Source organism: Arthrobacter sp. PAMC25564 (genome assembly GCF_004798705.1).
Lineage (GTDB): Bacteria > Actinomycetota > Actinomycetes > Actinomycetales > Micrococcaceae > Arthrobacter.
The window spans coordinates 3,352,883-3,365,945 of record NZ_CP039290.1; the positions used below are offsets into that span (position 1 = coordinate 3,352,883).

Below are 13,063 nucleotides of genomic sequence, written 5' to 3' on the forward strand. Positions count from 1 at the left end.
GCTTCGCTGTCCCGCTCGATTCCTTGTCCAGCCCTCTGACTATGTGCTGCTGTATTTGCTGCTTTAACTTCGTCCGGCCCCACGACTGCAATCTTATGCCCAGGGACTGACTAAACTGGAGGCTGGATCCGGCGTCGACACCATGGAGGAACGTCCCTGTGAAGGTTTTTGGAGAGCGCAAACGTGCTGGAGCCGCCGTGATGGCGGCCGGCGCGCTACTGGCCCTGGCCGCATGCACGCCCGCCGCCCCCGGGACTTCCTCCTCGGCATCCTCGTCGGTGGCGGCCGCACCCTCCACCGCGGAGGCCGCCACCACGGCGCCTCCCAGCCCCTCCGCGGAGCCTGGCACCTCCGCCACGGTGGGCGCCGTCGTCTCCGGTTTCCCGCAGAAGCTCCTGCCACTGATGCCCGGCGCCAAGGTGGTTTCGAGCAGCTTTGACAAGACCACGGTGCCTGCAACCGTGGCCCTGGTGGGCAGCATCGCATCGCCGGCGGCCGCGGTCCTCGCCTTCTACACGACAGAACTTGAGGCCCAGGGCTTCAAGGCCGTCCCCGGAGAAACCGTGGGCACCGTGCCGTCCAAGGATTTCCTCCGCGGTGACAACGAGACTGTGAACATTGCCGTCATGGAGGCTTCCGGGGTGTCCACCTTCACCATCGGCGCGAACGTCGCCGCCGAGTCGGTCAAGTGACCCTCGCGGAACAGCTGCGCCTGGAGCAGACGGCCTACGTGGCCGCCGTCGCCGGCAAGCTCACCGACTTCCTGACCGGCCGCCAGGCCATCATGTCCTCAATCTCCCAGGACATCGATCCGCTGATGGGATCCATCTCGAACCTCGTGACGGGGGGAAAGCGGCTTCGGGCACTCATGTGCTACTGGGGCTGGCGCGGCGCGGGCGGGGAGGCCGGGGCCTGCGAGATCGTCACGGCAGGCTCTGCGCTGGAACTCTTCCAGGCGGCGGCCCTCATCCACGACGACATCATCGACCGCTCGGACACCCGCCGGGGCGGTCCCAGCGTGCACCGGCGCTTCAGTGAGCTGCACCAGACCCAGGGCTGGGCACTGGACAGTGAGCGGTTCGGCCATGCGGCCGCCATCCTGACGGGTGATCTTTGCCTGTCTTTCAGCGAGGAATCCTTCACGGAAATCGGACACCGGGCCGCGTCCGGCAGCCAGGCCAGGCACATCTTCAACCTGATGCGGGCGGAAGTCATGGCCGGCCAGTACCTCGACATCCTCGAAGAGGTCGCCGGGCCGATGCGGGACCCGGCAGGTGCCGTCAGCCGCGCCCAGTCCATCATCCGTTTCAAGTCGGCCAAGTACTCCACCGAGCACCCGCTGGCGCTTGGCGGCGCACTGGCCGGTGCGCCCGAAGAGTTGCTGCGCGGCTATTCGGCCTTTGCACTGCCCCTCGGTGAGGCGTTCCAGTTGCGTGACGATGTGCTGGGCGTCTTCGGCGATCCCGTCACCACCGGGAAGCCTGCCGGGGACGACCTGCGCGAAGGCAAGCGGACGGTCCTGGTTGCCTTCGCCCTGGACCAGGCCTCACCGGCCGAATCAGCGTTCATCGACGCCAAGCTGGGCAGCCCGGAGCTCAGCGGCACCGATGTCGAGGAGATCCGGCGCATCATCGTGGACTGCGGCGCGCTCCAGGCCACGGAAGTACTCATCGAGGAGTTCGGGAGGGCGGCCTTCGACGCCCTGGACGTCCTGCCACTGGAGGAACTGCCCAAGACGGCCCTCCGCAGGCTCGCCGAGGCCACCGTCAGCCGCGCCGCCTGAGAAGAGCCGGATACGCCGCCGGGCCGCGCACATTGTTAATTGCTGTGCGCGGCCCGGCGGAAAAGCTGGGGAAATACTATTCGGGATGTTTTACCAGGCCAGGGACTGTGCCCGGCGCCGGATTTCCGTTTTGCGTCCTTCACGGAGGGCGTCAATCGGGCGGCCACGCAGGGATTCATCCGGCGTAAACAACCAGGTGATGAGTTCCTCATCCGAATAGCCGGCGTCCGAGAGAACAATAATCGTCCCCTTCAGGCTCTCCACGGCGTGATCGTCCTGGATAAAAGCCGCAGGCACGCATCGAATGCGCCGGTCGCCAACCCGCAATGCAGCCAGCGCGCGTTCATCGAGGAGCGCATGAACCTTGGTAATTGAAACGTTCAGAAGCTGTGCAACATCGGGCAGGGGCAGCCATTCGCCCACAAGGCTTTCTACATTACTCACGGATCAAGATTGCCATGGCTGGGGCCCCCACGCCTAGTCGGGTCCGGCCCGATAAACCACCGCTGCCGCCCGACGGGTCCCGACCCGGCCGGACACACCGACTGACACCCGCACTGACACTCCGTGAACTGGTGTTTGCGGAATGTCAGACGGTTCTTGTGCTAATTGCCGATTCATGAGAGATTCACAGGGATCATATTAGTAACAGCAATAACTTCAGTCCCACTGATACCACCAGTAACACCGGCCTGACCGCAGCGTTCGCCGCTGAGAAGAGGATCTTTCCCATGACGACGTCACGTTCGCCAAAGCCCAACCCGAGGCCCACCCTGCCGGTGATTGCCGCGACGACCGCTGCTCTTCCCGCCGTCGTACTTTCCTCTTTGGCGCTGGCCCAGCCGGCGGCAGCCGAGTCCGGTGCGCGCGCCATTCCGGTGACCCTGGCGGCGGCCATGCGCGCGCAGGTCCAGGCTGAAACCGGAAGGCCGCTGAGGGCCGCGGTGATCCCGGCCGCGGCCGTCCCGGCGGCCATCCCGGCGGCCTTCAAGCCGGCCCTGGCCCCGGCCCCGGCGGAGTACGTCATCGCCCGCGGCGACACGATCAGCGGTATTGCTGGCAAGTTCGGCCTGGACACGTACGAGATCCTGAAGCTGAACAACCTTCAGGCCAACACCATCATTTACCCCGGGCAGAAGATCAGGCTCAACGGCCCGGCAGCAGCTCCGGCCGCCCAGCCGGCCCCGGCAGCAGCCCCGGCCGCCGCCGCCGGCGGCAGCGTCTACACCGTGAAGTCCGGGGACACGCTCAGCGCCATCGCAGCCCGCAACGGCGTCGGGCTCTCCGAGGTCCTCGGCTGGAACGGGCTCAATATGGGGTCCATCATCTACCCGGGCCAGAAGATCAAGATCGGCGCCGGCTCAGCCGCTCCCGCCCCGTCAGCGCCTGCCCCGGCCGTTCCCGCCCCGGCGGCTCCCGCGGCCGCTCCCGCCCCGGCCCCCGCGACCTCCGGCTCCTACACGATCAAATCCGGCGACACCCTCTCGGGCATTGCGGCCCGAAACAGTGTCAGGCTCTCCGATGTCCTCTCCGCCAATCAGCTCACGATGAGCAGCATCATCTACCCCGGGCAGAAGCTGGTCATCCCCGGCACCGGCACCTCCCTCGCGCCGGCTTCCAGCCAGCCCGCAGCCACGGTGACGCCGCTTGTTCCGAGCACGTTCCTTGGGTTCAGCTACCCGGCGGCCGTGGTCAGCTCGGCCAATGAGAACAAGGCCCTGCTCAACGCCTCGCCGGTCCCGAGCCGCGAGCAGATGAAGTCGATCGTTGCAGACACAGCACGCCGGATGGGCGTCGATCCGTCCCTGGCGTTGGCCTTCGCCCTGCAGGAATCCGGCTTCGACCAGCGCGCGGTATCCCCGGCCAACGCCATCGGCACCATGCAGGTCATCCCGTCCTCGGGCCAGTGGGCCTCGGATCTCGTGGGCCGCACGCTGAATCTCCTGGACCCCTATGACAACGCGACGGCCGGCGTCGCCATTATCCGCCAGCTGGTCCTGACCAGCAAGGACGTGGACACCGCCATTGCGGGCTATTACCAGGGCCAGTACTCCGTCAGCAAGTACGGGATGTACGACGACACCAAGCAGTACGTCGCCTCCATCAAGGCCAACAAACTGAAGTTCGGCTAAGGCGCAAGGGCACGGCGGCTGACCTGAGACGCACCCGCTGAACGCCCTGAACCTCAGGCTGCGGGCCCGGATCGTATGTCGATCCGGGCCCGTTTTCGCGCAGCGACTAGGATTGTACGGTGCAGGAATACGCGTCAGACCCTCTCGTTGGAACCCTGGTGGACAGCCGGTACCTGGTTCAATCCAGGCTGGCCCGCGGCGGCATGTCCACCGTCTATCTGGCCACAGACCGGCGGCTCGAGCGCGACGTCGCACTGAAGGTCCTGCATCCCCATCTGGCCGAGGATCCCCAGTTCCTGGACCGCCTGGGCCGCGAGGCGAAGGCAGCCGCCAGGCTCTCCCACCCGCACGTGGTGGGCGTTCTGGACCAGGGCGACGACGGCCGTCTGGCCTATCTCGTGATGGAGTACATCAAGGGCCATACGCTGCGCGACGTCATCAATGACAAGGGCGCCCTCTCCCCCCGGCTCGCCCTGGCCCTGATCGACCCCGTCGTCGAAGGCCTGGGCGCCGCCCATGCCGCCGGCCTCATCCACCGTGACATCAAACCGGAAAATGTGCTGATCGCCGACGATGGCGGGATCAAGCTCGGCGACTTCGGGCTGGCCCGCGCCATCTCTACGTCGACCAGCACCGGGACGCTGATCGGGACCGTCGCGTATCTCTCCCCCGAACTCGTCCTGGGCAAGCAGGCGGATGCCCGCAGCGACATCTACTCGGTCGGAATCATGCTCTACGAGATGATCACCGGCCGGCAGCCGTTCGACGGCGACGTCCCCATCCAGGTCGCCTACCAGCACGTCAACTCCACAGTTGATGCACCGTCGGCGCTGGTCCCCGGACTGGCGGACGAGGTCGATGAGCTGGTCCAGTGGTGCACCGCCAACGATCCGGACAAGCGTCCCGTCGACGGGAACGCACTGCTGTCCGAGCTGCGGCATATCCGGAGGAACCTGAGCGACGCCGAACTCGACCTCCAGCCGCCGGCCGCCGTCCCGGGCGCGCCGGCAGGGCCTCCCGGCAGCCCGGACCGCGCTTCCTCCCGGGAGGACCGGTCCGCGCCCGCCGCTGCCCATACCGAGGTGCTCGGCGGCCTCCAGTTCCCGACGGAAATCATCGAGCACGGCAGCAACCCCACGGCCGTGATGTCCGGCGCGCCCCCGCGCCCGGCGTACGGCCCCCTCTCGGCCCCCGAGGAGGTGCCGTTCCCCGGCCAGCCCGACGGCCCCGGGTACGGCGCCGGGCAGGGGGCCCCGGCCACCAAACGGGCGCAGCGAAAGCAGGACCGCGAAGAGCAGAAGGCACGCCAGCGGGCCGCGGCCACACCCGTCCGCAGCCTGCGCGAGGGGAACAGCCGACGCCGGGGCCTGCTGTGGGTCCTGGTCCTTGTCATCGCGGCACTGCTGGCAGCGGGCGCCGGCTGGTTCTTCGGTATGGGTCCCGGCTCCCCCGGGACCATTCCGCAACTGGCGAACAAGACGGTGGCCGAGGCCCAACTGCTGCTCCGGACGGCCGGGTTCCAGTCCACCGTCAAGGACGTCTTCGATGACAACGTCTCGCCCGGCCTGGTGGTCGGCTCCGAACCGGTCGCCGGACAGGTGATCCGGAAGTTCCAGCCGGTCTCGCTCGCCGTGTCCAAGGGGCCGGAGTTGTTCCCGCTGCCGGACCTTGCCGGGAATACCCTGGACCAGGCCAAGTCCGCCCTCAACGGCGCAGGGATGGCCTTGGGGCCGGTCACCGAAACCTACGACGAAACGGCTGCCGCCGGAATCGTCCTGGCGCAGGCTCCGCGCAGCGGCAATCCCGTAAGGCACGGCACGCCCGTGAGCCTGACGGTGTCCAAGGGCCCGCAGCCCATTCCCGTGCCGGATGTCCGGGGCCAGGAGCAGGGCGCCGCGGTCAAGGCACTGGAAGCCGCCGGTCTGAAGGCGGTGCTGTCCGGGGAGACCGTCAACGACCGGAAGGTCCCCAAGGGGGCCGTGGTGGCGCAGGATCCGGCATCCGGCAACCTCACCAGGGGCGGTGCGGTGACGCTGACCATTTCCAAGGGGCCGAAGCTTGTGGATGTCCCGAGCTATATCGGCAAACAGGCCAACGAGGCGCGCAAGGCCCTGGAGCAACTGGGTTTCGAAGTCCGGGTGAACAACATCCTGGGCGGCTTCTTCGGCACGGTCCGGGACCAGGATCCGGTGAACACCAAGGCTCCCGAGGGGTCCGTCGTCACCCTGACGGTGGTCTAGCGGCTTCCGCTCAACGAACTCCGCCCCGGCTGGATCAGCCGGGGCGGAGTTCGTCGACGTTCAGGGACGCATTCCTAGCGGCTGGACAGGGCTCCGGCCACCAGGAAGGCCATCTCAAGCGACTGCATGTGGTTCAGGCGCGGATCGCAGACGGATTCGTAACGGTCCAGGAAGGCCTCCTGGTCGATCGGGTCGGCGCCGCCAAGGCATTCGGCCACATCGTCACCGGTCATTTCCACGTGCAGTCCGCCCGGAACGGTCCCCAGCCCGTGGTGCACCTCGAAGAACCCGCGGACCTCGTCCATAACGTCGTCGAACCTGCGCGTCTTGTAGCCGTTGGGCGAGGTGACCGTGTTGCCGTGCATCGGATCCGTGACCCAGAGGACCTGGGCACCGGAAGCGGTGACCCGCTCGACGATCGGGGGCAGCTTCTCCCGGATGTTGGTGGCGCCCATCCGGGTGATGAAGGTCAGGCGGCCTGGTTCGCGGTCCGGGTCCAGCTTGTCGATCAGGCGCAGCGCGTCGTCGCCGCTCGTGGACGGTCCCAGCTTCACACCGATGGGGTTGCGCACGCGGGACAGGAAGTCGACGTGGGCGTGGTCCAGCTCGCGGGTACGCTCGCCGATCCAGAGGAAGTGTGCGGAGGTGTCATAGGGGAAGCCGGTGCGCGAGTCGATGCGGGTCAGTGCACGCTCGTACTCAAGCAGCAGCGCCTCGTGGCTGGCATAGAACTCCACGCGCTTGAGCGCCTCGAAGTCGGCACCGCAGGAGGCCATGAACTTGATGGCGCGGTCGATGTCGCGGGCCAGGGACTCGTAGCGTGCGTGGGCTGGGTTTTCCGTGAAGCCCTTGTTCCACTGATGCACGAGGCGCAGATCCGCAAATCCGCCCTGGGTGAAGGCGCGGATCAGGTTAAGGGTCGACGCCGAGGTGTGGTATGCCTTCAGCATCCGGCTGGCATCGTGGGCACGCGATTCCGGCGTGAACTCGTAGCCGTTGACGATGTCGCCGCGGTACGCCGGAAGCGTCACGCCGTTGCGGGTCTCGTCATTGGACGAGCGGGGCTTGGCGAACTGGCCTGCCATGCGGCCCATCTTGATGACCGGCATGGCCGCACCGTAGGTGAGGACAACAGCCATCTGGAGGATGGTCTTGACCCGGGCGCTGATCCTGTCCGCCGTCGCGGCCTCGAACGTTTCCGCGCAGTCGCCGCCCTGGAGCAGGAATGCCTTGCCTTGGGCGGCAGCCGCCAACCGTTCCCGCAGGATGTCCACTTCGCCGGCGAAGACGAGGGGCGGAAGGACCGAGAGTTCCTTGACCGAGGCTGCAAAGACGGCCTGGTCCGACCAGCTGGGCTGTTGGGAGGCCGGCAGGTCCCGCCAGCCGTCCAGCCCGGGATAGTCGGCTGCACCGCTCTGGGCAGTACTGGTCAGCGGGGAGACAGATTTCTCAGTTAGTTCAGTCACTCTCTAAGGATAGTTGCCGCGGCGCGGATCGACGGATCCGGTCCGTCATTGGCTTTTGCGCTGCCGTCACACTTTTCCGGGATCCGGCGGCCCATCATCGCCGGCCGCGGCCGGGTTGCCGCCAACCGCTTTCCCCGCGAGGCGCAGCTTCACGACGGCGGCATACTCGTCGACGTACTCCTGGCCGGACAGCCGCATCAGCTCATACATGATCTCGTCGGTCACGGAACGCTGGATCAGGCGGTCGTCTTCCATCCCGTAGTAGCGGCTGAAGTCCAGCGGTTCTCCGAAAATCATCCCGATGCGCCGGATGTTGGGCATCCGCTTGCCGATCGGCTGGACCTTGTCGGTGCCGATCATCGCCACCGGGATCACCGGGACGCGCGCCTGCAGGGCGAGCCTGGCCACGCCCACCTTCCCCCGGTAGAGCCGCGCATCGGGGCTGCGGGTCCCCTCCGGATAGATCCCGAGCAGCGAGCCGTTCCGGAGCACGTCCATGCCTGCTTCCAGCGACTGCGCCGAGGCGGCTCCCCCGGACCTGTCCATGGGAAGTTGGTTCGTCAGCCGGAAGAAGGCCGCCGTAAGCCTGCCCTTGATCCCGGTGCCGGTGAAGTACTCCGATTTCGCCAGGAACACCACGGGGCGGGGCACCATGAGCGGCATAAAGATGGAGTCCGAAAAGGACAGATGGTTCGAGGCGATGATGGCGGCACCCTCGGCCGGGACATTGTCCAGGCCTTTAACCCAGGGCCGGAACAGCGTCTTCAGCACCGGTCCCAGGACAAACGTCTTCATGAACCAATAAAACACGTGGTGCACCCCTCCGGAAGGCGTCCGTCCTGCCCTCCGCGGGACCAGGCATGGACTTCAATGACACACTACTCTAGTGAGTTTTGTCCGGAACAGTGACACGATGGGCCCATGACCCGAAGTCGCTCCCGCCTGGCACCTGCGGCCGTCAGCCCCTTACCAGCCATCCCGGCATCTTCGGAGACCCCATGAGCATCGGCCCGGACCACACACCCTTCAACAGCCCGTTCACCGGCACCGGCCCCCGCACCGGCGTCGTGGTGTCGCACGGCTTCACCGGAAGCCCCCACGGGGTCCGGGCCTGGGCGCAATCGCTGGCCGCCGCCGGGTATGCCGTGAGGATGCCGCTGCTGCCCGGCCATGGCACGAGCTGGCAGGAGCTGGCAAGGACCCGTTGGCAGGATTGGCACACGGCCCTGGACGCCGCCTACCTCGAACTCGCTGCGGAGTGCGAGCACGTCGTCGTGGCCGGCCTGTCCATGGGCGGGGCGCTGGCGCTCCGGATCGCCGCCACCCGTCCCGTAGCCGGGACCGTGGTCGTGAATCCGGGCCTGGTCATCGATGATCCCCGCGCGCCGCTGGCGGGGATCCTCAAATTCGTGCTCAGGAGCACCCCGGCGATCGCCAATGACATCCGGAAGCCGGATACGGATGAAGGCGCCTATCCGCGGACGCCGGTCGCCGCCGCGCACGAGCTGAACAAGATGTTCAAGGACACCGTGCAGCTCCTCCCCCGGATCAGCGCGCCGGTGCGGGTGTACCGTTCCACGGTGGACCACGTGGTCTCGGACAAGAGCATCCGGGCCCTGCGACGCGGGCTGACCCACGCCCCGCTGGAGGTGATCCGGCTGGAAAACAGCTATCACGTGGCTACCATGGACAACGACGCGCCTGAGATCTTCCGCGGCACGGCCGAATTCATCCGGGCCGTTACCGGCGGTAGCACCCCAGACGCCGCCCACGCCAGCCAGAAGGACACGGCAGATGACTAGACCGGACCCCGAGTCCCCGGACCCCGGGGCCAATCAGGACGACGCCGTCTGGCTGGACCTCGTCGCCAGGCTGGAGGGCAAGGACCCGGATTCCCCGGCCGGACCCTCCGGGTACCGGCCCGCCAGATCCTTCACGGATTTCGATCCGCTGGGCCTCTCCGCTGCCGCGCCGGTCGAGCTCCCCGCGGACGAACGGCTCGCCGCCGCTCCCGGGACGGCCGGCTCCGGCCAGGACATGGCGGGACCCCGGGACTACGAGGCCGACGACGACGGCGTCTTCGTTCCCGAGGAGCCCCCCAGCCTCGCCGGAGCCGATCCGATGACCGTGCTGGCCTGGCTGGGGGCTGTCGGCGGCCCCGTCGCCCTCGTGATGGCCGCAATGTTCTGGCGCTCCGCCCCGATGGTCGCCCTCCTGGGGATTGTGGCCGCGTTTGCGGCGTCGGTGATCTTCCTGATCATGAAGTTGCCGGGAGAAAAGGACGAGCACGACGACGGCGCACGCGTCTAGGAGTGCATGCGGCTGCTGACGCGGGACAGGTCCGCGGCCCCGATCAGGCCTGCGTCGGGGCCCAGGGCGGCGAGTTCGATCCCGGCCGCGGGACGAAAGCCGCGCCCGGTCAGGTTCCTCGCGAACGCCTTCCTCGCCGGCGCCACGAGCAGTTCGCCGGCTTCGCAGAGCCCGCCGCCGATGACAAACGTGCCCGGATCCAGGGCGGCAGCCAGGTTCGCCAGCCCAAGCCCCAACCACTCTCCGACATCTTCGATCAGTTCACGGGAGGCCGCGTCCCCGGCCTTGGCCCGTTCGGTGACGATCACTCCGGTGATGCCCTCGACGTGGCCGTCCACCGCTTTAAGCAGTTCCTGGGCCACCGGGGAGTTGGCGGCGGCGAGTTCCCGGGCTTCCCGGCCGAGCGCGTTCCCGGAAGCGTACTGCTCCCAGCAGCCGCGGTTCCCGCATTCGCAACGGTGGCCGCCCGGCATGATGATCTGGTGGCCGAATTCCCCCGCCACCCCGAAGCGGCCGCGTTCCAGCCGTCCGTCCATCACCATCGCACCGCCGATTCCGGTGCCCAGCGTGATGCAGACGAGCCGGCTCTCGCCCCGGCCCGCGCCGAAGCGCCATTCGGCCCAGCCGGCGGCGTCGGCGTCATTGGTCAGCAGTACGGGCCGGCGCAGCAGGCGCTGCAGATTGTCACGCAGGGGTTCGTTGCGCCAGGCCAGGTGCGGGCTGAACAGGACCGTACCGCCGTCGAGGTCCATCCAGCCGGCGGCGCCGATCCCGACCGACCAGATCCGGTGGCCCCGGCCCAACTCATCGACCAGCTCAACGATGACCTGCTCCACCGCGCGGGGATCGTTTCCTGGCGTGGAACGCTTCGCCTGGCCGAGGATCCGCCCCTCCGCGTCAACGACGCCGGCAGCGACCTTCGTGCCGCCAATATCGACGCCGATGGCCAGGCCCTTCCGGCCCAACCTCAAGGGCGAACGGAGTCCCTGGGCCGCGGCACCCGCCCCCGCACCGGCCAGTGCCCTGCGGCGCCATGCGGCAGTCCTGTGCTGTCGGCCGGATTGCTGGCCGGGTGTCGGTGTATGCATGGTTCCCCATTGTATTCACAGGGTGCCCCCGGCGGCGCCCTGCGGCGGAGACCCTGCCAGGAAAGGCGCCCCGGTGGCGGAAGTGTGGGCTTCATCGTAAAGTTACTCGCCAGTAGTGTTGTGGAACACGCCCCGCTGTGGCCCGCGTACTAGTCTTAGCTGTACCCCGAGCGGGCTATAGATACCAAAGGAGCTATTGTGCGAGAAATCAGTGTCCCGCCCTTGGTGGACGTCCCCTCGGACTGGAACGTCACCGACCTGGTGCTGCGCCAGGCGGCCAAGGCTTCCAACCCCGCGCTCTTCTCGCGCCTGGACGCGGCCGGACAGTGGCAGGACATCCGGGCCACCGATTTCCTGGCAGACGCTTCACTGCTCGCCAAAGGCCTCATGGCCAGCGGTGTCGGGGCTGGCGACAGGGTCGGCATCATGTCCCGCACCCGCTACGAATGGGCACTCATTGACTTCGCCATCTGGTTTGCCGGAGCCGTCTCCGTTCCGATCTACGAAACTTCCTCCGCGTCCCAGGTGGCCTGGAACCTCGGCGATTCGGGCGCCGTGGCCGCTTTCGGCGAGTCCGCGCACCACGAGGACATCATCCGGCAGGCCGCGACGTCCGAAGGCCTCACCGCCCTGGCCCATGTCTGGCAGCTCGAAGGAACCGGCCTCGACGAGGTCCGCGCCGCCGGTGCGGCCGTCAGCGACGCGGAACTGGAGGCACGGCGCAGCCTGGCGTCCCTCAGCGACCTCGCCACCATCATCTATACCTCCGGCACGACCGGCCGGCCCAAAGGCTGCGAACTGACGCACGGCAACTTCGTGGAACTTTCCGAAAACGCACTGGCCTCCTCGCTGGGCGCCGTCGTCCACGAACACGCCCGGACCATCATGTTCCTGCCCCTCGCCCACGTCTTCGCCCGCTTCATCTCGGTGCTGGCTGTTGCGGGCGGAGTCACTGTCGCGCACACCCCGGACATCAAGAACCTGCTGCCGGACCTGCAGAGCTACCGGCCCACGTTCATCCTCGCCGTACCCCGGGTGTTCGAGAAGGTCTACAACTCAGCCCTGACCAAGGCCGAGGACGGCGGCAAGGGCGCCATCTTCCACCGCGCCGCAGAGACGGCCATCGCCTACTCCCGCGCCCGGCAGGCCGGCAGGATCGGGCCGGGCCTGAAACTCAAGCACGCACTGTTCGACAAGCTCGTTTACGGCAAGCTCCGGAACGCGATGGGCGGGCAGGTCTCACACGCGGTCTCCGGCGGCGGCCCGCTCGGTGAACGGCTCGGACACTTCTTCCAGGGCATCGGGATGCAGATCCTGGAAGGCTACGGGCTCACCGAGACCACCGCGCCCGTCACCGTGAACACGCCGGAGCTGATCAAGATCGGCACGGTCGGCGCCCCGCTTCCCGGCAACGCCGTCAGGATTGCCGACGACGGCGAGATCCTCGCCAAGGGCGTGTGCGTCATGCGCGGCTACTTCAAGCGCGAGGACCTGTCGGCCGAAGCCTTCGTGGATGGTTGGCTGCGCACCGGCGACATCGGCCAGCTTGATGAGCAGGGCTTCCTGACGATCACCGGCCGCAAGAAGGAAATCATTGTCACGGCCGGCGGAAAGAACGTGGTGCCGGCCCTGCTCGAAGACCAGATCCGCGCCGATGCGCTCGTCTCCCAGGTGCTGGTGGTGGGCGACAACCGCCCGTTCATCGGCGCCCTGGTCACCCTGGACGAGGAAGCGCTCCCGGGCTGGCTGCACCGCCACGGACTGCCGGCGTCGACGCTGGCCGAAGCGGGAGAAAACACCGTGGTGAAGGCCGCCGTCCAGGAGTTGATCAACCGCGCCAACAACTCGGTTTCCCAGGCCGAGGCCATCAAGGCGTTCCGGATCGTTCCGGCCGACTTCACTGAGGCCTCCGGGCATCTGACGCCCTCGATGAAGGTCAAGCGCGCGCAGGTGATGAAGGACTTCGAGAACGTGATCGAAGAGATGTACCGCGCGAAGCGCCCCACGCACGCCTGAGCAGCAGCCAAGCAGCGCCACAAAGCAA

The 13,063-nt window shown here is 67.5% G+C and carries 11 protein-coding genes; 7 read left to right on the forward strand and 4 right to left on the reverse strand.

What is annotated here, in order from left to right:
• Positions 1-158: 158 nt before the first annotated feature.
• Together E5206_RS15640 and E5206_RS15645 are read left to right on the forward strand one after the other, a co-directional pair.
• Positions 159-692, forward strand: a complete 534-nt coding sequence (locus E5206_RS15640; RefSeq protein WP_136323289.1) for a hypothetical protein — start codon at positions 159-161, stop codon at positions 690-692.
• Positions 689-1,783, forward strand: a complete 1,095-nt coding sequence (locus tag E5206_RS15645; protein WP_136323290.1) for a polyprenyl synthetase family protein — start codon at positions 689-691, stop codon at positions 1,781-1,783. Before E5206_RS15640 ends, E5206_RS15645 begins: the two co-directional genes overlap by 4 nt.
• A gap of 90 nt (positions 1,784-1,873) precedes the next feature.
• Here E5206_RS15645 and E5206_RS15650 read toward each other — a convergent pair whose 3' ends face one another.
• Entirely contained in the window at positions 1,874-2,227 is a 354-nt protein-coding gene (locus tag E5206_RS15650; protein ID WP_136323291.1) for an Rv2175c family DNA-binding protein, read from the reverse strand.
• 287 nt (positions 2,228-2,514) lie between these two features.
• Between E5206_RS15650 and E5206_RS15655 the strand changes: the two genes are divergently transcribed.
• Both E5206_RS15655 and E5206_RS15660 read left to right on the forward strand, forming a co-directional pair.
• Positions 2,515-3,915: a lytic transglycosylase domain-containing protein gene (locus E5206_RS15655; protein ID WP_136323292.1), complete on the forward strand. Its 1,401-nt coding sequence runs from the start codon at positions 2,515-2,517 to the stop codon at positions 3,913-3,915.
• A gap of 119 nt (positions 3,916-4,034) precedes the next feature.
• Positions 4,035-6,155, forward strand: coding sequence for a PASTA domain-containing protein (locus tag E5206_RS15660; RefSeq protein WP_136323293.1), 2,121 nt, complete (start codon positions 4,035-4,037; stop codon positions 6,153-6,155).
• 74 nt (positions 6,156-6,229) lie between these two features.
• Here the strand turns inward: E5206_RS15660 and E5206_RS15665 are convergent, their stop codons facing one another.
• Both E5206_RS15665 and E5206_RS15670 read right to left on the reverse strand, forming a co-directional pair.
• Positions 6,230-7,621: a 3-deoxy-7-phosphoheptulonate synthase class II gene (locus tag E5206_RS15665; protein WP_136323294.1), complete on the reverse strand. Its 1,392-nt coding sequence runs from the start codon at positions 7,619-7,621 to the stop codon at positions 6,230-6,232.
• 66 nt (positions 7,622-7,687) lie between these two features.
• A complete protein-coding gene (locus tag E5206_RS15670; RefSeq protein WP_136323295.1) occupies positions 7,688-8,431 on the reverse strand; it encodes a lysophospholipid acyltransferase family protein in 744 nt (247 codons plus the stop codon).
• Between the two features lie 188 nt (positions 8,432-8,619).
• Between E5206_RS15670 and E5206_RS15675 the strand changes: the two genes are divergently transcribed.
• Entirely contained in the window at positions 8,620-9,423 is an 804-nt protein-coding gene (locus E5206_RS15675) for an alpha/beta fold hydrolase (protein WP_136323296.1), read from the forward strand.
• Positions 9,416-9,931 carry a hypothetical protein gene (locus E5206_RS15680; protein WP_136323297.1) on the forward strand — a complete coding sequence of 172 codons (516 nt, stop codon included), beginning with the start codon at positions 9,416-9,418 and terminating at the stop codon, positions 9,929-9,931. Before E5206_RS15675 ends, E5206_RS15680 begins: the two co-directional genes overlap by 8 nt.
• Here the strand turns inward: E5206_RS15680 and E5206_RS15685 are convergent.
• Complete coding sequence (locus E5206_RS15685) at positions 9,928-11,019, reverse strand: ROK family glucokinase (RefSeq protein ID WP_136323298.1); 1,092 nt, start codon at positions 11,017-11,019, stop codon at positions 9,928-9,930. The genes E5206_RS15680 and E5206_RS15685 overlap by 4 nt on opposite strands.
• A gap of 198 nt (positions 11,020-11,217) precedes the next feature.
• Between E5206_RS15685 and E5206_RS15690 the strand changes: the two genes are divergently transcribed.
• A complete protein-coding gene (locus E5206_RS15690) occupies positions 11,218-13,035 on the forward strand; it encodes an AMP-dependent synthetase/ligase (RefSeq protein ID WP_136323299.1) in 1,818 nt (605 codons plus the stop codon).
• Positions 13,036-13,063: the final 28 nt, after the last annotated feature.

Excerpts from the sequence above, each read along its gene's own strand:
- E5206_RS15655 (WP_136323292.1), top strand. The coding sequence starts at position 2,515 with ATGACGACGTCACGTTCGCCAAAGCCCAACCCGAGGCCCACCCTGCCG.
- E5206_RS15680 (WP_136323297.1), top strand. The coding sequence starts at position 9,416 with ATGACTAGACCGGACCCCGAGTCCCCGGACCCCGGGGCCAATCAGGAC.
- E5206_RS15675 (WP_136323296.1), top strand. The coding sequence starts at position 8,620 with ATGAGCATCGGCCCGGACCACACACCCTTCAACAGCCCGTTCACCGGC.
- E5206_RS15685 (WP_136323298.1), bottom strand. The coding sequence starts at position 11,019 with ATGCATACACCGACACCCGGCCAGCAATCCGGCCGACAGCACAGGACT.